At 61.9% G+C, this 19,805-nt stretch carries 24 protein-coding genes; 1 reads left to right on the forward strand and 23 read right to left on the reverse strand.

Features of this window, described 5'->3' with window-relative positions:
* Positions 1-172: 172 nt before the first annotated feature.
* The 14 genes from EKD05_RS07415 to EKD05_RS07480 form a co-directional block, all read right to left on the reverse strand.
* Positions 173-472, reverse strand: a complete 300-nt coding sequence (locus EKD05_RS07415; RefSeq protein WP_129671809.1) for a CsbD family protein — start codon at positions 470-472, stop codon at positions 173-175.
* A gap of 171 nt (positions 473-643) precedes the next feature.
* Positions 644-919, reverse strand: a complete 276-nt coding sequence (locus tag EKD05_RS07420) for a GlsB/YeaQ/YmgE family stress response membrane protein (protein WP_129671810.1) — start codon at positions 917-919, stop codon at positions 644-646.
* A gap of 121 nt (positions 920-1,040) precedes the next feature.
* Complete coding sequence (locus EKD05_RS07425; RefSeq protein WP_129671811.1) at positions 1,041-1,241, reverse strand: hypothetical protein; 201 nt, start codon at positions 1,239-1,241, stop codon at positions 1,041-1,043.
* A gap of 64 nt (positions 1,242-1,305) precedes the next feature.
* Complete coding sequence (locus EKD05_RS07430) at positions 1,306-2,211, reverse strand: F0F1 ATP synthase subunit gamma (protein WP_129671812.1); 906 nt, start codon at positions 2,209-2,211, stop codon at positions 1,306-1,308.
* Positions 2,208-3,761 (reverse strand): alternate F1F0 ATPase, F1 subunit alpha, encoded by a 1,554-nt coding sequence (locus tag EKD05_RS07435; protein WP_370374884.1) that lies wholly within the window; start codon positions 3,759-3,761, stop codon positions 2,208-2,210. The genes EKD05_RS07430 and EKD05_RS07435 overlap by 4 nt, the downstream gene beginning before the upstream one ends.
* 6 nt (positions 3,762-3,767) lie before the next feature.
* Positions 3,768-4,577, reverse strand: coding sequence for a F0F1 ATP synthase subunit B (locus EKD05_RS07440; RefSeq protein WP_129671814.1), 810 nt, complete (start codon positions 4,575-4,577; stop codon positions 3,768-3,770).
* Positions 4,578-4,580: 3 nt separating this feature from the next.
* Entirely contained in the window at positions 4,581-4,862 is a 282-nt protein-coding gene (locus EKD05_RS07445) for a F0F1 ATP synthase subunit C (RefSeq protein ID WP_129671815.1), read from the reverse strand.
* A gap of 30 nt (positions 4,863-4,892) precedes the next feature.
* Positions 4,893-5,588, reverse strand: a complete 696-nt coding sequence (locus EKD05_RS07450; protein WP_129671816.1) for a F0F1 ATP synthase subunit A — start codon at positions 5,586-5,588, stop codon at positions 4,893-4,895.
* Positions 5,578-5,892, reverse strand: coding sequence for an ATP synthase subunit I (locus EKD05_RS07455; protein WP_205703877.1), 315 nt, complete (start codon positions 5,890-5,892; stop codon positions 5,578-5,580). Before EKD05_RS07455 ends, EKD05_RS07450 begins: the two co-directional genes overlap by 11 nt.
* The gene (locus EKD05_RS07460; RefSeq protein ID WP_129671817.1) at positions 5,882-6,223 is read right to left on the reverse strand and encodes an AtpZ/AtpI family protein; all 342 of its coding nucleotides are present in this window, start codon (positions 6,221-6,223) and stop codon (positions 5,882-5,884) included. Before EKD05_RS07460 ends, EKD05_RS07455 begins: the two co-directional genes overlap by 11 nt.
* Positions 6,216-6,620: a F0F1 ATP synthase subunit epsilon gene (locus EKD05_RS07465; protein ID WP_205703878.1), complete on the reverse strand. Its 405-nt coding sequence runs from the start codon at positions 6,618-6,620 to the stop codon at positions 6,216-6,218. Before EKD05_RS07465 ends, EKD05_RS07460 begins: the two co-directional genes overlap by 8 nt.
* Positions 6,595-8,073, reverse strand: a complete 1,479-nt coding sequence (atpD, locus tag EKD05_RS07470; protein ID WP_129671818.1) for a F0F1 ATP synthase subunit beta — start codon at positions 8,071-8,073, stop codon at positions 6,595-6,597. Before atpD ends, EKD05_RS07465 begins: the two co-directional genes overlap by 26 nt.
* 156 nt (positions 8,074-8,229) lie before the next feature.
* The gene (locus tag EKD05_RS07475) at positions 8,230-8,616 is read right to left on the reverse strand and encodes an ester cyclase (RefSeq protein ID WP_129671819.1); all 387 of its coding nucleotides are present in this window, start codon (positions 8,614-8,616) and stop codon (positions 8,230-8,232) included.
* Between the two features lie 51 nt (positions 8,617-8,667).
* Complete coding sequence (locus tag EKD05_RS07480; protein ID WP_129671820.1) at positions 8,668-8,853, reverse strand: hypothetical protein; 186 nt, start codon at positions 8,851-8,853, stop codon at positions 8,668-8,670.
* A gap of 255 nt (positions 8,854-9,108) precedes the next feature.
* Here EKD05_RS07480 and EKD05_RS07485 point away from each other — a divergent pair, with 255 nt between their 5' ends.
* Complete coding sequence (locus EKD05_RS07485) at positions 9,109-9,849, forward strand: response regulator transcription factor (RefSeq protein ID WP_129671821.1); 741 nt, start codon at positions 9,109-9,111, stop codon at positions 9,847-9,849.
* A gap of 166 nt (positions 9,850-10,015) precedes the next feature.
* On the opposite strand, the gene EKD05_RS07490 is transcribed toward EKD05_RS07485, so the two are convergent.
* From EKD05_RS07490 to EKD05_RS07530, 9 genes are all read right to left on the reverse strand, one after another.
* Positions 10,016-11,008 carry a 1-phosphofructokinase family hexose kinase gene (locus EKD05_RS07490; protein ID WP_205703879.1) on the reverse strand — a complete coding sequence of 331 codons (993 nt, stop codon included), beginning with the start codon at positions 11,006-11,008 and terminating at the stop codon, positions 10,016-10,018.
* A gap of 211 nt (positions 11,009-11,219) precedes the next feature.
* A complete protein-coding gene (locus EKD05_RS07495) occupies positions 11,220-11,885 on the reverse strand; it encodes a BON domain-containing protein (RefSeq protein ID WP_129671822.1) in 666 nt (221 codons plus the stop codon).
* 172 nt (positions 11,886-12,057) lie between these two features.
* On the reverse strand, positions 12,058-13,143 hold the full coding sequence (locus EKD05_RS07500; RefSeq protein WP_129671823.1) for a CPBP family intramembrane glutamic endopeptidase: 1,086 nt from the start codon (positions 13,141-13,143) through the stop codon (positions 12,058-12,060).
* Positions 13,140-13,814 carry a GIN domain-containing protein gene (locus tag EKD05_RS07505; RefSeq protein WP_129671824.1) on the reverse strand — a complete coding sequence of 225 codons (675 nt, stop codon included), beginning with the start codon at positions 13,812-13,814 and terminating at the stop codon, positions 13,140-13,142. Before EKD05_RS07505 ends, EKD05_RS07500 begins: the two co-directional genes overlap by 4 nt.
* A gap of 162 nt (positions 13,815-13,976) precedes the next feature.
* A complete protein-coding gene (locus EKD05_RS07510) occupies positions 13,977-14,159 on the reverse strand; it encodes a hypothetical protein (protein ID WP_129671825.1) in 183 nt (60 codons plus the stop codon).
* Between the two features lie 350 nt (positions 14,160-14,509).
* Positions 14,510-17,353, reverse strand: a complete 2,844-nt coding sequence (locus tag EKD05_RS07515; protein WP_129671826.1) for a cation-translocating P-type ATPase — start codon at positions 17,351-17,353, stop codon at positions 14,510-14,512.
* A gap of 44 nt (positions 17,354-17,397) precedes the next feature.
* Positions 17,398-17,952, reverse strand: coding sequence for a DUF3267 domain-containing protein (locus tag EKD05_RS07520; RefSeq protein ID WP_129671827.1), 555 nt, complete (start codon positions 17,950-17,952; stop codon positions 17,398-17,400).
* Between the two features lie 23 nt (positions 17,953-17,975).
* The gene (locus EKD05_RS07525; RefSeq protein ID WP_129671828.1) at positions 17,976-18,314 is read right to left on the reverse strand and encodes a DUF4405 domain-containing protein; all 339 of its coding nucleotides are present in this window, start codon (positions 18,312-18,314) and stop codon (positions 17,976-17,978) included.
* A 383-nt stretch (positions 18,315-18,697) separates the two neighbouring features.
* On the reverse strand, positions 18,698-19,396 hold the full coding sequence (locus EKD05_RS07530; RefSeq protein WP_370374886.1) for a response regulator: 699 nt from the start codon (positions 19,394-19,396) through the stop codon (positions 18,698-18,700).
* Positions 19,397-19,805 lie beyond the last annotated feature (409 nt).

The raw sequence follows: 19,805 nt of genomic DNA on the forward strand, positions 1-19,805 counted from the left end.
CCAGCTCTGTCGGGGGCAGTTGCTCGGCTGGCCCCCAGAGGGGCTGGCAGAAGTAGTCCCCAAGTCGTAACGGTCGCCGCCCTGCGGTCTCTGCTGATTCCGGCACTGCTATAACCGCCCAGACGGCCCCTGGGACGATGCGCCTGCCGTTCTGCGCCTCCACCGTACGCTTCTACTGGTTCGCCTTCTGGCGGGCCTCGCCCTTCAATTCTTTTGCCTTGCCTTCCGCCTGCATCTGCTCGTTGCCGATCAGGGTGCCGACCGCGCCTTCGGCCTTGCCACTGATCTCCTCGCTGATGCCTTTGGCCTGCTCCCCCGCCTTCGCGACGGCCTGGCGGGCCTGGCCTTCGACCTTCTCAACGTGGCCTTCCGCCTGCATCTGCTCGTTGCCGATCAGATCGCCAAGGCCTTCCTTCACCGCCCCTTTGATCTCCGTTACCTTGCCCTTTGCCCGCTCAGTTTCATTACCCATGATTCGAATCCTTTCATCCAATTGCTGCACACACCCTATTGTCACACCTCTACTGCCTGTTGCGCCGATCATGCGCACAAGCGCCTGCGTGCTCGTAGTTGCTTACCTTTAAAATCTGGCCGCTCACTGCCCACCCCGTATCGACAAAGCGTGGGCGTGGGCCGCACAGAGCTAGCGAACACTCCCGCGGCGCACCAGATTGACGATCGCCAGCAGAATGATCGCCCCGATGAACGAGACGAGGAGTGCGCCCAGGCTGAAGTCGGTGTTGTTAATGTTGCTGCCGCCGATCCCCATAAAGTTGAAGACCAGCCCGCCGAGGAACGCGCCGACGATGCCGACGACGATGTTCAGCAACAGACCCTGCTGAGCATTCGTTCGCATTACCAGACTTGCCAGCCACCCAACGATCGCTCCGAACAGCAGCCATAGGAAGAAGTTAAGCATGATTATGCTCCTTTCTTAGTGGTACTACTTCAGTATAGTGATCGAAACAGCATGCAGGTAGCAGGCGAAGTGTGTTTAGCAGGTCAGGATTACCCTGTCATTGTCAGGATGCGGTGCCAGGCTAGTGCTGGGCCACTGCCGCCCGCTCGGCTTCCTTCCAGTGCGTCCAGTTCTCGGCGATCTGGCCGCCAGCGATACGGCTGACGATCAGCCCGGATAGCTTGTTCTGCTGGGTGCCGCTTCGCGCGGTCTGGCGCAGCAATACGGCGTCGCGCTTCGCGGTCAGCGCATTGATCGTGATCAGGAGTTCGGGGAACGCCATGGGCAGCGCCACGGTGCGTCACTTAGCCAGCACAGACGGGGCGCTGCTCTGCCAAGGTAGATCATTATTCCTCATCGCTTAGCGCTTCGAAGCCGGCGATGACATCGAACAGTTCCTCATCAATGCCACTCTGGCGCAAGCGGTGGAATGTCTGGCTGAGCTTTTCCCGCAATTCGTCGATATTTTTGTCGGCGCGTTGCATGGCCGCCAGGCGGCTCGCGTTCTCGCTCGCAAGGGATTCAGCGCACGCCCGGAAGAGCGAAACGAACAAATATTCGCGGATGAATGCGCGCAACGTCGTGCTGCCGCCTACCAGGACTTCTGGTAAGCTATCTGTCGGCCAGGGGCGTTCGGCCAGCGTGCGTCGCCAGGTTTCGTCCAGCGGCAGCAGCCGCTGACCAACAGGCGTATATCCCGCTCCACTGGATGGGCGGTTGTAGAACAGGTGGAGTTCGGTGACCTCAGCTTGGCTCTGGGGCGTCTCGGTTTCCACCAGAATCTGCCCGACGAGTGGGGCAACGGCCTTGACAGAGCTCGGCACGGCGAAGACCCCGATCAGCGGCAGGCCCGCGTCCACCAGGCGTGCCTGCACCCGTTCACCGACGGCCCATACTGCAGGTTTGGCTGGCAGCGTCGCCAGCGTCTTGACCGCATAATCGGCCACCAGATCGTTAAACTGGCCCACCAGTCCCTGGTCTGAACCGAACACGACCGCACCAATCGCACCCGCACCAATCGCACCCGCAGCGGCTGGGTTTTCCCGCTCAGCAATTAGGAGCTTCAGCGCGCTTTCCCGGAAGCATGCGCCCAATCCGAGCTCTACCGTGCGATAATAGTCGGCCAATGCGCGCACCGATTGCTCGTATTGTCCGATGCTTGAGGCGGCCACGGCCTTCATCGTGCGGACGACTGATTGGAGATCCTCGGCCCCGCTGATCTTTCGGCGCAGGGTCGCCGTAGTGTCGCTCATGACTGTGCCTTGGGTTCCGGCGTGGGCTGGAAGCGCGCCAGTGCTATGCGAGCGATCTGGATGATTGTTTCGCGATCCGCCGCGCTCAATGTGTCAGCGGTATCCAATCGCTCGCGCACGTCCAGCGGAATAGTCTCCGCCGCCTCACGCAGGATGCGCTCGGCGTCCGTCATCTGCGCAAGCGGCACATGGTCGAAGAGTGCTGCGGTCAACGCCAGCAGCACAGCAATTTGCGCGGGCACCGACACCGGGGCGAACTCCGGCTGCTTGAGGCAGGCACGAATGCGCCGTCCGTGCTCAATGATCGTACGGGTGGCTTCATCAAGGCGTGCGCCGAACCGGGAAAAGGTTTCGAGTTCCTCAAACTGCGCGTAGGCGAGCTTGAGGTCGCCCGCCACTGCGCGGTAGGCTGCGCGTTGCGCCTTGCCACCAACCCGCGAGACAGATTTTCCGACATCGATCGCCGGCAGCACGCCCAATTCGAACAGCGACGGCGAAAGGTAAATCTGCCCATCGGTGATCGAAATCAAGTTGGTCGGAATATAGGCGGAAATGTCCTGCGCTTCGGTTTCGATGATCGGCAGCGCGGTGAGCGAGCCGCCGCCGAGATCCTTACGCATGTGTGTCGCCCGTTCGAGCAGCCGCGAGTGAATATAAAAGATGTCGCCGGGGAAGGCTTCGCGGCCGGGCGGGCGGCGCAGCAAGAGCGAGAGTTCACGATAGGCCCGTGCGTGATGGGTGAGATCATCGTATACGATCAACACATCGTGGCCCGCTTCCATGAACGCCTCCGCAATGCTGGTCGCTGCGTACGGCGCAATGTAGGTAAGACCTGGCGAGTCGTTGCCCTCGGTTACGACGACGACGGTATACTCCAGCGCGCCCTTTTCCCGCAGGGTTGCTACGGCTTTCGCGACGGCGGACGCACGCTGACCGATAGCGCAGTATACGCACAGGACATCCTGGCCGCGCTGGTTGAGGATGCTGTCAATCGCAATCGCGGTCTTGCCGGTCTGACGGTCGCCGAGAATCAACTCGCGCTGGCCGCGCCCAACCGGAATCAGCGCATCAATAACTTTGATGCCGGTCTGGAGCGGCACCGTAACAGGTGCCCGATCCATAATGTACGCGGCGGGACGCTCGACGGGCAGGCGCGTGCTGGCGGCCACCGGCCCGTGGCCATCGAGTGGCCGACCAAGCGGGTCGATCACGCGCCCGAGCAACCCATCGCCCACGGCGACGTCCATGACTCGGCCCGTGCGCTGAACCTCATCGCCCGCCTGGAGCTGCCAATAGCTACCGAGCAAAACGACGCCAATCTCGTCCGCGTCCACGTTGAACGCAATGCCGAGCACCCCGCCGGGAAACGTCACCAACTCATCAAAGCCCACGCCGGGGAGACCCGCCACCGTAGCGATGCCGGTGGCGACACTGGTGATCGTGCCCACCTCCTGTGGCGTCAGGTGCGGTACGAATGCCTCCCGCACCTGGCGTAAGGCAGCAAATGTGCTGTCGAAAACATCCTGGAGGAGCTCAAGTTCCATGGGCATTGGCCTTTATTTGATCATAGCTTCTTCGGGCTTGCGTGCAGCTTTGGCCTCAGGTTTGCCCTGTGTTTTCAGGAATTCATCGACGCCCTTTTCCAGTGAGTCCAGATATTCCGCGATGTTCCACGCCACCTTCTGTCCATTTGTGGTCAGCTCGATGCCGCTAATCAGGTCGGGCGCGGTCTCAAACCGAACGGGAATGTCCGCCGAGAACGTTGCGTTGAGCGCCTGTTGTATCGCCGCACGTGGCTCTGCAGGTAAGTCAAACGTGCTGCGTACGAGCACAGGATCAGCTGTAGTCGTCAGCGCCTCGCCGAGACCGGCTTTGGCCGAGCTGTTCAGCGCATGCAAGCGGCGCGTGAACACTTCGACCATGCGTTCCTCCAGGCTCGCCCCGGCGAGATCACTCAGCGCCTTGCGGGCGATGGCGAACACCTCCTGCTGGGTTCGGCGACTGATGGCGTGATGCAAGGCATCTGCTTCGTTGCGCAATGCTTTCTGCCATTTTGCACGCAGCGCTGCGGCGGCTTTACCCGCTTCGTCGAGCAGCCGCTGTCGTTCGGCCTGCGCCGCGTCGGTCGCGTTGCGCAAGAGCGCGGCGCGCTGCTGGTCGAACTCCGCGTTCTTGTGCTGGAATTCGTCATGTTCCTTTTGGGCATCAGTCTCCTTGGCAGCGGCGCTCGCGAGCTTGGTGGCGATCAGCTTCTCGCGTGCGTCGATCGCGTTGAGGATGGGCTGATACAGAAAGCGCCGCATCAACCACACCAGGATGAGAAAGTTGAGCACTTGTGCCCCGACCGTGAACCAATCAATAAGCATAGCTCACTTCCCTACGACCTGAGCGATGGCCGCGTTCCAAAAGGGGTTGGCGAAGATCAGGATCATGGAGACTACGAAGCAGTAGATCGCTGTGGATTCGATCATAGCCAGGCCGACAAAGAGGGTGCGGGTGATCGTGGCGGAGGCGTCCGGCTGTTGGGCCAGCGAGCTCAGCGCCGTCCCGACCGCCCGCCCCTCGGACAACGCCGGCCCTAGGCAGCCGAAGCTGGTGGTGATGCCGGCCATGACAATCGAGGCGATTGCAATAATCGTTATGCCATCCATATTCTCTCCTTTTATTGGTATTGTCATACTTCAAGGTTGCCCATCGAGTTCCGTTTTGGGCGGACGAACTTGGGTGGCGGCAGCGATGTACACGGCTGCCAGAATGCTAAAGATGTAGGCCTGTACCATGCCAGTAAGCAGACCAAGCACCGTCATGATGATTGGGAAGACGAGCGGCGTAATCGTGAGCAGGATCGCGATAATCATCGCCCCGCTCATCATGTTGCCGAACAGACGGATGGCCAAGGCCAGTGTGCGCGAGATTTCACTGATGATATTAAACGGCAGCATGATCAAGGTCGGCTTGAGATACGATTTGAGGTACTCGCCTACCCCTTCTTCTGCAATGCCGAAGAACGGCACGGCCACAAACACACACAGCGCCAGCGCCGTCGTGGTCGAGAGCGAGCCAGTCGGCGGTTCGTAGCCGGGCATGATGGTACACAGGCTGGCGGCGGCAATGAACAAGAAGAGCGTGCCGAGAAAGTCGAGATACTTTCGCGGCTGTCTCAGGCCGACCTCTTCGATTTGCTGCACAATGCCAGTGACGACAATTTCGAGTAAATTCTGCCAACGGGTACGTTGCAGCTCTGTGGAAAGTGTGCGCGTGATCAGCTTTGCGCCAACGGCCAGCACAAACATCAGCCCCCACGTGAACACAATTGTGGCATTCAGCTTGAAAAAACCGTATTGCCAGAAGATGATCTGATCAGGGCTAAGATGCATGGTTGGCCTCGTGGTCGACATGCGCTGGTGTTTCCGCTGCTCGGGTAAGCCGAAACACCATCAGCCGCGCAATGACAAATCCAAGCATGCACGCCAGCATCCGCTCCCAATGGCCATGAGAGATAACATAAAACCCGACCAGTACAATGCTCGTCCGCAGCACTAGGCTGCCGAAGAACCACCGCGCTGGCTGTCTGGACGAAACCAGTTGCTGAGCCGTCCACCACAGGCCACCGAAGAAAATCGCACCGAGCAACATGCCCGTTACCAGCGCCAGCACCAGAATCACTTGTTCATTCATCATTGGTGTCCTCGAATTTCTCGTGCATTGCCTGGTCTTCATGAGTTACCCAATGCCAGGCATTCGCACAGCCGATCACTAGGCCAAGTATCAGCAGCATGAGCGCCCAGGAATAGCCTCCTGAGTAGCGGCTATCCAGCCAGATGCCGAGCGCGACGCCGAGCAGCGTCGGCACTACGACCGACCAGCCGATCAGCCCGGTCATGCCGAGTCCAAACCAGACGCTCTGCCTTGCGTTATGCCGCGCCTTGAGTTTGCGGGTTTCCTGCGCGCCGACCTTGCGACTGAATGCAGTCTGGTCTTTCGTGGGCTTGTTTTCCGGTGTTTCACGCATGATCAAACTCTGCTAAGCGGCGGATGAAGCCGCTCTCCACTTTTGCCATCACTGCGCGGAGGCTCTGCTCTTGCGCGTTCAGAGTCAGGAACTCCCGCTCTATCGCCACACGCAACTGGCCGAGATCCGTTCCACCAATGGCGTTGCGCACAGAGACCAGCACATCCAAGCCGGTCTTGACCAGCACCCCTTCATCGACGGCCACGCATACTTCGCCCTCGGCTTCGTTTTCGTAGACCAGAATCCCGGGTGCGAGCGCCGCGACGCAGTCGAGCCGGTGTGGCAAGAGTCCGAATGAGCCAGTGCGAGTCTCTGCGACGATGCGTGCAACGCCGGTTTTCTCGGCAAAGATGCCAAACGGCAGAAGTATCTTAAGATTCATGCGCGTCGGTAGCATGAGCGACCTCCGGTTGTGGCTCGGGCTTCGCCGCAGGCTTGGCCTTGGCCTCTGGTTTGTTGGGGGGAGCCTTCTTGCGCGCCTCGTCGATCGCACCGATCATATAGAGTGCGCTTTCGGGATAGTCTTTGAATTCATCGTTCAGAATGCGTTCACAGCCATCGAGCGAGTCGCTGAGACTGACAAGTTTGCCCGTGATGCCGCTAAATTGCTCGGTAGTGAAAAACGGCTGCGTCAGGAAGCGCTCCAGCCGTCGGGCGCGCGCAACCACCTTGCGGTCGTCCGGCGCGAGTTGCTCCAGGCCGAGCATGGCGATCACGTCCTTGAGATCTTCATATTGCGCGAGCGTCCGCCGGATTTCTTGCGCCAGCAGATAATGCCGTTCGCCGACGATGCCGGGCGTGGCCATCTTGGAGCTAGATTGCAGCAGATCGATCGCTGGATACAGTCCTTCACTCGCCCGCTTGCGCGAAAGCACGATCGACGCCGAAAGATGTGAAAACGTATGCACCGCCGCCGGGTCGGTCAAGTCGTCCGCTGGCACATACACCGCCTGAATAGACGTAATTGCCCCGGCCTCGGTGTTGGCAATACGCTCCTCCAGCCGCGACAATTCCGTGCCCAGGGTCGGCTGATAGCCCAGCCGCGACGGCATCTGGCCCATCAAGCCCGACACCTCCATGCCGGCCTGGATGAAGCGGAAAATATTATCGATCAGCAGCAGTACATCGCGATGTTCGTCATCACGGAAATACTCAGCCATCGTCAGCGCCGTTAGACCCACGCGGAACCGGCTGCCCGGCGGCTCGTTCATCTGACCAAACACCATCACCATATGCGGCAGTACACCAGCCTCTTTCATATCGCGGTACAGCTCCTCGCCTTCGCGGCAGCGTTCGCCGATCCCGCAAAAGATGCTGACGCCTGCTTCGTGCCCAATCATGTTATGGATCATTTCGGTAAGCAAGACGGTCTTGCCCACGCCCGCGCCGCCGAACAGGCCCGCCTTGCCGCCGCGTTCAAGCGGCACCAGCACATCGATGACCTTGATGCCTGTCTCGAAGATCTCGGATCGGGTGGAACGCTGGGTTAACGGCGGCGGCTCGCGATGGATGCTGCGCCATTGGACATCGGTCGGTGCCACTTGGCGGTCGATGGCGTTCCCGAACACATCGAACATGCGCGAAAGAATGCCCTGGCCGACCGGTGCCTTCAATGGCCCACCCATGTCTTCCACCGGCATGCCACGCGCAAGGCCTTGCGTAGGCGTCAGGGCAATCCCGCGCACGCGCTGCGCGTCGAGTTGCGCTAATACTTCAATGGCAATCTTCCCATCCTGCGCGTGGAGCAACGAATGGATCGGCGGCAAATGCGTATCGAATCGAATATCCACGACACTGCCGCGCACTGCGATGATCGCACCGAGGTTTGCAAGCTTGTCCTGATCGTTCATAAATGGTGCCTCAACAGCTGTTTGCGGATTGATTTCAATTCTTTGCACTGAATACCTGGCAGCCTTGCGGATTGACCACCAACCTGACCTGCCGGATATCGCGGCACCGGCAATCATCGCATTGGGCTGAGCAGGCAGGCCAAAGAATGGGTGCAGCTAAGGATGGTTCAGTCCCATCTGTGCCAGCACGCCAGCCCGATCCCAATGGATCCAACTCTCTACGATGTGGCCGCCCGCGCAGCGGCTGATGAGCAGCCCGGTCAGCGTGCCCTGTGGTGTGTGGCTGTGTGCAGTCCAGCGCAGCAGGACGATATCACGCTTTGCCGTCAGCACGTCGATAGTGATCTGGAAGTTGGGAAACGCGGTGCGGTAGAATGCGACGCTGATCTTGATTGCCTCCGGGCCACGGACGAAATCCGGGATCAGGCCCGCATGGTTGATATAGTCGGCCGCGAAGAGCACGTCGGCCACGGCGAGCGCGCCCTGATTCCAGATCTCTTCGACCGCGCGGCGCACCAGCACCGCGTTGTGCGCTTCTGCCATGCTTCCTCCTCTTGGGGTGCCTCCTCCGGTCACTATTGCTCATCCATGATTTTATCCGGTCGGACGCGTGGTGGTATGAAGTTTCGTCATCCTGACCAGAGCACCGTCGGGCTGAAGCCCTCGGCTCCGGGTCGCAAAGCCCGCCTGCGCGGCCTCATCCAGCCCGCGCAGGTGGGCTTGGCACGCAAGAGCCGAGCCGTTGACGGCGACGGTGACCCCGGAGAGTTGACGTTGCATCAGCCCTGCCGTGCCCTCAGGGCGATTGCATCATACGAAATCGGATACAACGGGGCACCCGCAAGGGGTGCCCGTACCGGGGCGGGGGCCGAATCCGGTGTACGGGCACCCCTTGCGGGTGCCTTGGCGGGGTGCAGACACGGAAGATGCAATCGCCCTGCCGTGCCCTACACCGCACCAGCAGGCTTCTATAAATGGTGCTATACTGGTGGACGTTAGCCGTTTGGCCGTCGGTGACCGGGAGTCCATATCCACGTGAGCGACACGATTCACCAATTAGGGACATCACCGCGGGTGCTGCTGGTGATCGATCAGCCGATGCTCGCCCAATACGTCACGCTCGCGCTCAACCACAGCATCTCCCTTACGCAGGTGGCGCAGAATACAGAAGAGACCATGGCCGCGCTCACCTCGTGGCGTCCGCATCTTGCGATCGTCGATATGGATCTGGCGTACGGCGCGATCCTCGAGCGGCTTGGCTACACCGCCCCTTCTAACGATCACATCCCGGTGATCGCCCTGACGCGGCGGGGCGACTTGCAGACGAAGCTAGCTGCGTTTGACCACGGTGTTGACGACATCCTGACTGTGCCCTTCTCGCCCGAGGAATTGGTCGCGCGGGTGCTCGTGATCATGCGGCGCACGTATTACGAGAAAGTGACGTTGACCCCCGTGCTGAAACTCGGCGATCTCGAGATCGATATCTTGAACTGTCTGGTGCGCGTGCATGGCAAGGATCTGCACCTCACCGCGATCGAACAGAACCTGCTGTATCTGCTGGCGGCCAACGCCGGTCGGTTGCTGACCCGCAATGAAATTATGGATCAGCTGTGGGGCACCGACTACATCGCCGAGAGCAACGTGGTCGACCGGCACATTCGCAATCTGCGGATCAAGCTGCAGAACGGGTGGCGTGCCCCACGCTATATCGCCACGATCCCCGGTCAGGGCTACCGCTTCGTTGCCACGGCGGAAACAGACCCACCTGCGACGTAGGGCGACAACGGCCCTCCTTCCAGACACGGCAAGCAGCACAAAAAGGCGTGCAACGCCACGGCATGGCAGAGGTAGCACAGCAACAGCCGCCACCACTGTGGTGATGAGACCCGACACACTCCTCGGCCAGCATAACCATGCTGAATGATAATTGCCTTACCGTAAGTCAGGCCCTCACCGTTCGCATCCGGCGGTACAGACGCTCGGCGTCATCGCACCGGCAAAGCTCGCTGCCCGACGTCATCACTGCAGCGGTGCCTGCGGCGACCCCGAAGCGGGCCGCCTCACGCAGCTCGAACCCGCGCGCGAGGCCCGCGACGATCCCCGCCACCATGCTGTCGCCCGCGCCGACCTTGCTACGGATCGGCACCGTCGGCGCCCGCAGCCGCTCGCACCCGTCACCCGTCGCTAGCAAGGCCCCGGCAGCGCCGAGTGAAACGATGACGGCGGTGTGTCCCAGGCCCACCAGCTCGAGAGCTGCCTGCTCCACCGCCTCTTCGTCATCGAGCGGACGCCCCACCAGGAGCGCCAACTCGCGTAGGTTCGGTTTGATCAGGAAGAGTGAGGCGCTGATCGTCGCCTGGAGCGCCGGACCGGATGTGTCTACGATCACCCGCGCCCCGACGGCACGACCAAGGACGGCGACCTGATGGTAGAAGTCGTCAGGCACGCCGGCGGGCAGACTGCCGCTCGCGACGATGACCGCTGGCGTGGGGCTGAGGGCGGCGAGGGCGGCGAGGCAGGCCCGCCACTCAGGCTCGCTCAGCTCTGGGCCAGGCAGACTGAAGCGGAACTGCTGCCCGCTCAGCGCCTCAAGCACGGCAAAGCTCTCGCGCGTCGGCTCGGCGACAGCGAGCGCGCGGTGCCGTAGTCCTTCCTGCGCAAGCAGTTCCTGGAGCAGCACGCCTCGGTTGCCCCCGGCCGTGTAGAGCGCCAGCGACTCCTCGCCGAGGTTCCGCAGCGCTCTGGAGACGTTGATTCCGCCACCGCCGGGCTCATAGCGAGCCGCACTGCAACGCAGCTTATGCTCGGGCACAACCTGATTCACGCCGGTGTTCACGTCAACCGAGGGGTTCATCGTCAGTGTGACAATGACCGGCACCGCGCCTTCCGGGGCGCTCACGGGGATGCCTGCGCCGAGTGTAGAACCCTTGACCACATTTTGCTCCTTGTCTTGCTGCTGTCACGCTCACGTCGGCGATAGGGTTAGCCGGCGGGGGCTACCTGCGTGGCCGCAGGCGCGTCTGTGGTCTGGTCGCGCCGCAGCCACCAGTAGCCGAGCGCAAGCACCACCACACAGAGCGCCACGCCGGGCTCGTTGGCTGCGCATGCGGCACAAGCGTTGTATCGTTGCTCATGATCGTTCCCCATCACTCCCGAATGACGATATCATTGGCGACCGTCGTCACGCCTTTTGCGCGCCAGGCCACATCTCTGGCGGTGTCGAACTCGGCCCAGGATTGGACCGTGCCGACCAGCGTCACATGCGAGCCCTCGACGAAAATAGCAATCGCGCTCGCATCAATCGCGGCGCTGCGATCCAGCGCCTTCCTGATCCCCGCTTCGATATCGCTCGCCGATACATGCGGCTGCACGATCGTGATGTCGTTGTCCACGCCCTTGACGTCCGCGACCCGCCAGGCGTCGGCCTCGGCGGCGCTGCGCTGGTAGTACCAGTCGGTGGTGCCACGCAGCGTCACCCAGCCATCTTCGACGGTGATCTGGATGCGGTCGCTCAGCACCGACGAGTCGAACTGCAGTGCGTCGGTGAGATGACGCGCGATCTCATCGTCGGCGTAGCGCTGGCTTGTGACGGGCGCGATCGTGAGCTCATTCATCAAGCCGCGCACCCCGACGATCCGCAACGCGTCGCGCTCGGCGGCCCATTTCTCGCTAGACAGTACGACGGCCCCGCGCAGCGTCACGACGCCATCCTTCACCGTGACGCCGATATCGGTGATGGTGACCTCCGGATCCCATGTGAGTTCGTCGCGTACGTCGTCCTGGATCTGTCGGTCGGACTTGAAGCTTGGCATAGAAGTACTCCTCGTTATGTCATGTATGAAGAGGCATGCGCCCCTACCAAAGTCAGGATCGCCAATTGCGGGTTGGTTCGTATAGCGTGCGCCCGTTTAGGTTGCGCGCCTGGAGCAGTGGAAAAACCGCGAAAGTAGTGCTGCACCGACGCCGGCAGGCCGTTGTCCTGATTCATCGTGTTTCCCCTCCGCTGAAATTGACTCCTTCAGCCTGCCGTTCTGCTGGCAGCGTTACGCCCTCGGATGGCCGCAGGCGCCACATGCGATCCGTGATGATCAGCGTCACCGTCATGATGAACATTGCAGCGTACACGCCTACCGTGACCGGTAGCCAGAACCCGGCGGTGTTGTTGACGGCGGTGTGCAATAATACGACGAGCCAGAGGTTGCCCTTCGTGCGGTTGAAGAACCAGGTGAAGAGCACCGTGGTCGGAATAGTGATCACAATGCGCAACAGAATGCCGGGCAGGCCGTCGGGAAAGATGCCGTGGTAGACGCCCTGGAGGTGGAGCGGCACGTGCCAGAGGCCCCAGACCACGCTCAGCAGCAGGCTCGCTACGAGCGGGCTGTACCGCGCCTGGAGCCGTGGCAGCGCAAATCCGCGCCAGCCAGCCTCTTCGCCGAGTGGTCCGCCGTAGAGCAGCGTCGCAACAAATGTTGTCACGAGCAGCGGCAGCAGCTCGCGCACCGGCTCGGTGCGCGGCCAGGGCGGCAGCGGCTGCCCCAGCAGGGCAAGCAATGCGAGGCCCAGTAGGCTGATGATCACCGGCAGCAGCAGCGCCACGCCGTACCAGATCGGCGGCACCCGCCAGGCGGCGAGCGTTCGGAGCAGATCGCGTACGCCGCGACGGCGGCTGAAGACGTTCCACACGATCCAGGCCGGTAGCAACGTGATGACCAGCCACAGCAGCACCGCCACCGCCGGGCGTGTGCTCTCGAACGGGTTCGACACGACGGTGATATTCAGCCACACGGTTCCTGCGAGCACCGCGCCCGCCAGCCAGCGCTGGCGTCGTGGCGAGGCCAGTGCCTGCTGCTCGGGGGCGAGTAGCCCGGCAAGCGCGATTGCGGCCAGGGTTGGGCCATAGGCGGCGATGATGCCGAGCCAGCCGGCGCTGATCGGGTCGGCGTCGGCAAGCAAAGACTGTAGCCCCCAGATGCTCCAGGAGAGCGCAAAGGTCAGGCCGAAAAAGGCAAGCACCGCGTGCCGCTGAACCAGCGACCGGAGTTGCGGTGCGGTAGAAGCGGTGGCACTCATGGTGTGCGCTGCCGGATCGAGCCGACGCCGGTGACCTGTTCGTGCAGTTCAGGGCTACCGATGTACGCGATGCTCCCCGCGCCGCTAATCGTCGCGTCGAGCCGCTCGCTCACGTTCACCACCACGCTGCCGAACCCGCTGAGATCAACCGTTGCCCGCTCGCTGACGAGGGCCGCGCCATCGTAATTGCCCGCGCCGCTGAGCGTCACATGCTGTTCGACCACGGTGCCCCCGATGCTCACCGGCCCCGCGCCCGAGTGGTTCACGGTCAGTTGGTCGCCGCTGAGATCACGCACGCTGACCGTGCCTGCGCCCGCGAAGCTGATCGCCGTGAGCTCCTTGACCGTTACCGTGAAGGTGACACGGGTCGCGTCACTAAAGCCCTGGTTCGCATTGATGCCCAGGTAGAGGGTGTCGCCGCGCACGTCGCCCAGCACGATTGCCTGGAGATTGTCGTCAGTCTCGACCGTGAGGCTATCGGTGTCGCCCTGGGTGACCACCACCTCGCCTACACCAGTGACATCAATCGCGGTGAAGGTGCCGACCACGCGCGTTTCGGTCGTGACGTTCCCTGAACCCTGGAGCTGGCCAAGGCCCAGATTAACCGTTACACATCCGCTGAAGGCCAGGCCCAGCAAGACAAGCAGCGTGAGTCTATGTAGCGTATGCATACAAGCCTCCCTTTTTGTAATCAAACCCAGATAAGTTTTCTAGATGCAATACCTTGCAAAGAAGGCGGTTATTTTGACGCAAAGGCGCAAAGGCGCAACGTTTTTCGCGTAGGTGAGCAACCCTTCGCGCCTTCGCGTGAGCTTCTTTGACACGTATTGGTTCTAGATGGGCGTTTCTTCGGGCGCATCATGTTTCGCCGTGTCACTGTGCTTGCGCTTCTGATCGAGGCTCGTACCAATCGCCGTGCCAATCGCTACACCCAACGCGAGCCCGATAGCAATATTATTCATTGCAACCCCCAAAGCGAGTCCCAAGCCTACTCCAATGGCGATGCCTATGCCCATCGAGTTCTCTTTCAAGGTATCTTCTTTCTTTGTAGCTTGTTACATGCCTAGTCCAGCGCATAGCGCTCACCGCCCACCGCACGACACACAGCCCCAGGGCAGAGGATCAGCGGTAGCTCAGGGGAAGGGCATGACGGAAAAGGGGAGTGCGCACGTGGTCGGGGCGATCGTGCAAGGCGGGCAGTATGATTCAGCATAGCACGCGCAGCGCGGGTGTTCTAGCGGGCAAGGCCGCGCCCCTGAGCGCCATTCACCTGACCTTGTCAGGAGAGACCCTGTGGCTCCGATGGGCTCGTCGTCTGGCGATAATGGCAGCGGCGGCGATAGAGCGTCAGGTGAACCGCCGCAGATCAGGGTGTTTCAACTGTGGTCCTCCGCTTGCTGCCCATGCCCCCAGCCAGGCGGCCCAGATACCAGACCGCCTTGCTCAGTTCGCGCAGCCAGAGCACGCTGCTGGCAACGAGTACACAGGTCAGCCAGTCGCTGCCTTGCAAAGGCACGGTATCGAAGGCGCGCTGCAAGAGCGGTACGTAGATCACCGCGACCTGGAGTACCAGCGATAGGACGACGGCACCAAACAGCCAGGCATTGTGGAAGAGCCGGTAGAAGGCGCTGTGCGTGTCCGAGCGTGCGTTCAAGACATTGAACATCTGAAAGAGTACGAGCGTTGTGAGGGCCATCGTCCGGCCATAGGCCATGGTGCCCGAGCCGGCGATTAGGCCGCCCGGCAAAGCGGCGTCGAGTACCAGAAGCGTTCCAACGGCCATGATGACGCCGACAAAGGCGATCCCAAACCACATCGTGCGCGTGATCACCCCGCTGCCCTGCGCCCGGGGCTGCTGCTGCATCACCGCAGGGTCGGCGGGGTCGAGACCGAGCGCGAGCGCGGGGGCGCCGTCGGTCACCAGGTTGATCCATAGCATATGGGTGGCGAGCAGCGGGGCAATGATCGCGCTATCGCCGCTGGCCGTCAGGCCAAGTTGATCCGCCAGCACAACGCCCCCGAACATGGTCAGGACCTCGCCGATATTGCTCGACAACAGGAAGCGCAGGAACTTTTGGATATTGGCGACGATGGAGCGGCCCTCGCCTACCGCTACCACGATGGTGGCGAAGTTGTCGTCGGTCAGGATCATATCGGCGGCTGCCTTCGAGACATCCGTGCCGCTGATGCCCATCGCCACCCCGATATTGGCCGCTTTGAGCGCAGGCGCGTCATTCACACCATCGCCGGTCATCGCCACCACCGCGCCGTTCTGTTGCAGGGCTTTGACGATGCGCAGCTTATGCTCTGGGGCAACGCGGGCATAGACCGACGCCTCGTCTACGACGGTCCTGAGCTTCTCATCTGACATGCGCTCCAACTCTGCGCCCGTGATTGCAGCAGACGATGTGACGATGCCGAGCTCACGCGCAATGGCGGCTGCGGTCTGGGGGTGATCGCCAGTGATCATAATGGTGCGGATACCGGCACCTTTGGCTAGCGCGATGGCGGCTCCGGCCTCAGCTCGGGGCGGGTCGATCATGCCAACCAGTCCCAAAAAGACCAACTTCTGCTCAACCTGCTCGTTCAACGCATCGGGGTTGGCAAGCGCATCTGGCGGCAGGGTGCGAAAGGCAATCCCCAGCGTGCGCAGGGAGGCATCGGCAAGCTCCGCATTGGCCGCAAGGATGTGCGCGCGACGTTCCTCGCTCAGCTGATGAGAACCGTCATCCATCCACTCCTCCTGGCACCGGGCCAGCAGGATGCCGGGGGCACCCTTGGTGAAAACAAACAAACGGTCAGGGTGCTCGGCGTCAGTATGGACGGTGCTCATCAGCTTGCGCTCCGACGAAAACGGCATTTCGCCAACCCGCGGAAAGCGTGCGTCGAGGGCCGTGTCGGTGAGACCTGCCTTGCGCGCGGCGACGATGAGCGCCCCTTCAGTGGGATCGCCCTGGATTACCCAGCGCCCCTCGTGCTCCTGAAGGACAGCATTATTCGCCCGATCGGCCGCGCGGAGGAGGGCCGTTACCTCGGCACGTAGCGTATCGTCGTCCAGAACCTGATCATGCTGCCACAACTCGCCCTCGGGGGCATAGCCTGTGCCGCGCAACTCCACACGCCCGCTAGCAGTCACAATCGTGCGCACGGTCATCTCGTTTTTGGTCAGCGTCCCAGTCTTATCAGACGCGATGATATTGGCCGAGCCAAGCGTCTCGACTGCGGGCAACTTGCGGATGATCGCTCCGCGCTTGGCCATGCGCAGCATGCCCAGCGACAGAACCGCCGTCACGATGGCGGGCAGTCCCTCGGGCACGGCGGCCACGGCCAATGCTACCCCCAGGATGAGCACATCCACCAGCCCGTTCAGATCACGGATGCCATCGATCACGACGATCATTGCGATCATCACCGCCGCGATGCCCACGACGATCAGGCCCAGCAGCTTGCCTGTGCGATCGAGTTCCTGCTGAAGCGGCGTCGGGTCGCGCGTGGCCTGCTGCAGCATCCCCGCGATCTTGCCCATTTCAGTGTGCATACCCGTCGCAGTCACCACCGCACGACCACGACCGTAGCTGGCGGCTGTGCCGCTAAATACGCTGTTGCTGCGATCGCCGATACTGAGTTCCTGGGGCAGCGGGTTACTGTCTTTCGCGACCGGCAGGCTCTCACCGGTGAGCGAGGCTTCGGCGACCTGGAGCGCGATGGCGGAGGTCAAGCGCCCGTCGGCGGGGATCGTGTCGCCCGCTTCGATCTGCATCATATCGCCGGGCACCAGGTCGCGGGTCGGCACGCGCTGGAGTTGCCCATCACGCAGCACAGACGCCTCGGCTGCGGTCATCGCCCGCAGCGCCGCGACCGAGCGATCCGCCCGCGCCTCCTGGACATAGCCCAGCACCCCGTTAAAAAGCACAATCGCGAAGATCACCAGGGCTTCGTAGGGCACCGATGTGGCACCTTCATAGGCCCAGAGCGCCAGCGAGGTTATGGCAGCAATCAACAGCAGTCCGATCAGCACGTTCTGAAACTGAGCCAGGAACCGCCGCCAGGCTGGGGTTGGCGTTTCGGCCTGGAGCATGTTGGGGCCATGCTGGGCAAGGCGTCGGTGCGCCTCCTCAGTGGCGAGGCCATTGATGGCGTCACTGTCAAAGGCGACGAGAACGGTTTCGGCTGGGTGCTGATAGGCCACCGCGGGATCAAGATGGGCCATTGGTTGCTTCCTTGGATCATTGAGCGGAGCCGTCACTGCAAGCCTTAGCTTGGCGTCCCCTCCACATCAAGCACATAGCACCCCGCCCGCGACGGGTGATCTTCCACCAGCGTCCCTGGCCTGACCCCGCGCAGCAGCCATAGCACGAGCCAATCGCCGCCGGCAGCAAGGGTATGGATCACGCCGAAGAGCAGCAGGGCTGCGTTGTCCATGATGAGGCTCAGCGCGTAGGGGATGAGGCCCAGCACAAGCCCAGGCATCAGCCCGCCGAGCCGGTAGGCACCTATGTCAATGGGGCCTTCCAGATGGGCGTAGGGCGTCAGCATCTTCCATTGGACGCCATAGGTGACACGCGTGGCTGGGCTCTTGCTCGCAAACTGCCAGGTCAGCCCGTGGATCAATTCATGCACCGCAATGCTGACAAGCATCACCGCGAAGAACAAGACCGCCCCTGGCAACGTAACCGTCACCTGGAGCTCGCCGCGCAGCAAGACAAAGAGGCTGAGCTGCGCTAGCGCGATAGGGAGACCAATGCCCAGCGCGACCACATTGGCGCGTAGCATCGAAACTGAGAGGTCGCGTTGCTGTTTCATGTTCATAGCAGGCTCCTCTGCGTCAAACGCTACGCCATCGGCTTGCGCTCAACACTGGTCAGAAAGCGTACACACCCAGTGAGAGCCTTCCAGTCGATGACGATGTGCATCATCGTGACCAGGCTTGCCGCAACGCTGAGCCAGAAGTGAACGTTGGCCCACTGGGCTTTGGTCAGGATGAGCATAATGAGCCCCCCCGAGTGCGGGCCTGCCGGCGCAACATACAGGAGGAAACCAGTAAGGGCGGCGAGGATCCAGAGCACAATGAGGGTCAAGGCAATCAGCGCCCGCAGACGGGCCTTTTGCCCACTCTTGCGATGCCGATCAGCGGTATGGGCGGGCCCAAGCACACGAGGGTCAGAACTCATAGGTATTTCCTTTCGCGCCGCCGAGGTGGCGGGCAAACGAACTGGCAAGCTTGATCCCAGCGCGACAGTGTGCGCTGCCGGATCGCCCCGCGACCCTTGACCTGCTCGTGCGTATGTGAAATGTATCAAGCCTTTTGGTGCCCAGACCGACAGAGTGCTGGGGCGACAGTGCACGTCCGGCTAGCCCTCACCAGCAGGTGACAGGGCCAGCACGTAGATAGGCGAGGTGGCGCTACCCTCAGCATAGCACGGGTACAGGAACCGGGGAAGCGGGATCAGCAGGCAAGAACGCACAATGGTTTGCCTGACAATGTCAGGTTCCGCCCTTATGATCTTTCAGCCGCCGCTGCTACGCGAGCAACGCGGACGTCGTGGCGGTGCGGCTACCCCTCGTCACGAAGCCGGTAACCAACTCCCGGCTCGGTGATCAAATAGCGGGGCCGCGATGGGTCAGCCTCAAGCTTATGGCGGAGGTGCTGCATATAGATGCGGACATAGTGCGCAGCGTCAGCATACTCTGGCCCCCAGACGTCGTGGAGCAATTGGCGCTGTGTGACGACCCGCCCCAGATTACGAACCAGGGTGACGAGCAAGCGGTACTCGATCGGCGTGAGATGGACATCTACGCCGTTCCGCATCACGGTTCGCCGGACCAGATCCACCTGGATATCGCCAAAGCTCACGACTGGTGCCTCGCCGACCGCTGTACTTGCCGTGCGGCGCAGGGCGACACGGATGCGCGCAAGGAGCTCGCCGACACCAAAGGGCTTGGTCAGGTAATCGTCGGCCCCGGCGTCGAGCAAGGCAATCTTGTCTTGCTCCTGGCCGCGAGCGGTGAGGATGACCACCGGCACGGTCGACCAGTTCCTAATGCGGCGGAGCACCTCCAGACCATCTAGATCTGGTAGGCCGAGGTCAAGGATCACACAGGCCGGTTGTAGCTGCGCCGCCTGTTCGACACCCTCCTGGCCCGTACCTGTCTCGAGCACACGGTAGCCGTGGCTCACCAGTGAGGTGCGCAGAAACCGTCGGATCTGGAGTTCGTCCTCGATGACGAGGATGGCTAGCTGTGGCTGCATCAGCATCCTGTTCCCTCGCCGCCCGCTCGCCGTGGCTCAGGTGCCGATGACGCTGGCAGCACCTGTATTATACCAATGGCGGCAGCCGATCTGCCAGAGGCATAAGTGCTGCCGCTAGGTCGATCGCATCATACGAAACCGGATACAAACATGCGCTCTCTGTGGCAGCATGTGCATGCAACCAGCGGCGCAAACGGCGGCCCCCGGCCCTGTAGGCGCACCCGACAACCACGGGGTGGGCCCCCGCGAGGGGTGGGCCCCCGCGAGGGGTGGGCCCCCGCGAGGGGTGCCCCTACAGGGCCGGGTCCGGTGTACGGGCACCCCTTGCGGGTGCCCTGGTGGGGTGCATACATGGAAGATGCGATTGCCCTGGCGCTGCCACGTATTGCGCCCTTCTGTTGCCTGCGGCGCA

Source organism: Candidatus Chloroploca sp. Khr17 (assembly GCF_004138165.1).
GTDB lineage: Bacteria > Chloroflexota > Chloroflexia > Chloroflexales > Chloroflexaceae > Chloroploca.

Excerpts from the sequence above, each read along its gene's own strand:
- EKD05_RS07435 (WP_370374884.1), bottom strand. The coding sequence starts at position 3,761 with ATGCCCATGGAACTTGAGCTCCTCCAGGATGTTTTCGACAGCACATTT.
- EKD05_RS07505 (WP_129671824.1), bottom strand. The coding sequence starts at position 13,814 with ATGCATACGCTACATAGACTCACGCTGCTTGTCTTGCTGGGCCTGGCC.
- EKD05_RS07430 (WP_129671812.1), bottom strand. The coding sequence starts at position 2,211 with ATGAGCGACACTACGGCGACCCTGCGCCGAAAGATCAGCGGGGCCGAG.
- EKD05_RS07445 (WP_129671815.1), bottom strand. The coding sequence starts at position 4,862 with ATGGATGGCATAACGATTATTGCAATCGCCTCGATTGTCATGGCCGGC.
- EKD05_RS07455 (WP_205703877.1), bottom strand. The coding sequence starts at position 5,892 with ATGATGAATGAACAAGTGATTCTGGTGCTGGCGCTGGTAACGGGCATG.
- EKD05_RS07460 (WP_129671817.1), bottom strand. The coding sequence starts at position 6,223 with ATGCGTGAAACACCGGAAAACAAGCCCACGAAAGACCAGACTGCATTC.
- EKD05_RS07465 (WP_205703878.1), bottom strand. The coding sequence starts at position 6,620 with ATGCTACCGACGCGCATGAATCTTAAGATACTTCTGCCGTTTGGCATC.
- atpD (WP_129671818.1), bottom strand. The coding sequence starts at position 8,073 with ATGAACGATCAGGACAAGCTTGCAAACCTCGGTGCGATCATCGCAGTG.
- EKD05_RS07495 (WP_129671822.1), bottom strand. The coding sequence starts at position 11,885 with ATGCCAAGCTTCAAGTCCGACCGACAGATCCAGGACGACGTACGCGAC.
- EKD05_RS07420 (WP_129671810.1), bottom strand. The coding sequence starts at position 919 with ATGCTTAACTTCTTCCTATGGCTGCTGTTCGGAGCGATCGTTGGGTGG.
- EKD05_RS07480 (WP_129671820.1), bottom strand. The coding sequence starts at position 8,853 with ATGCAACGTCAACTCTCCGGGGTCACCGTCGCCGTCAACGGCTCGGCT.
- EKD05_RS07525 (WP_129671828.1), bottom strand. The coding sequence starts at position 18,314 with ATGAGTTCTGACCCTCGTGTGCTTGGGCCCGCCCATACCGCTGATCGG.
- EKD05_RS07450 (WP_129671816.1), bottom strand. The coding sequence starts at position 5,588 with ATGCATCTTAGCCCTGATCAGATCATCTTCTGGCAATACGGTTTTTTC.
- EKD05_RS07475 (WP_129671819.1), bottom strand. The coding sequence starts at position 8,616 with ATGGCAGAAGCGCACAACGCGGTGCTGGTGCGCCGCGCGGTCGAAGAG.
- EKD05_RS07415 (WP_129671809.1), bottom strand. The coding sequence starts at position 472 with ATGGGTAATGAAACTGAGCGGGCAAAGGGCAAGGTAACGGAGATCAAA.
- EKD05_RS07440 (WP_129671814.1), bottom strand. The coding sequence starts at position 4,577 with ATGCTTATTGATTGGTTCACGGTCGGGGCACAAGTGCTCAACTTTCTC.
- EKD05_RS07425 (WP_129671811.1), bottom strand. The coding sequence starts at position 1,241 with ATGGCGTTCCCCGAACTCCTGATCACGATCAATGCGCTGACCGCGAAG.
- EKD05_RS07500 (WP_129671823.1), bottom strand. The coding sequence starts at position 13,143 with ATGAGTGCCACCGCTTCTACCGCACCGCAACTCCGGTCGCTGGTTCAG.
- EKD05_RS07520 (WP_129671827.1), bottom strand. The coding sequence starts at position 17,952 with ATGAACATGAAACAGCAACGCGACCTCTCAGTTTCGATGCTACGCGCC.
- EKD05_RS07515 (WP_129671826.1), bottom strand. The coding sequence starts at position 17,353 with ATGGCCCATCTTGATCCCGCGGTGGCCTATCAGCACCCAGCCGAAACC.
- EKD05_RS07510 (WP_129671825.1), bottom strand. The coding sequence starts at position 14,159 with ATGGGCATAGGCATCGCCATTGGAGTAGGCTTGGGACTCGCTTTGGGG.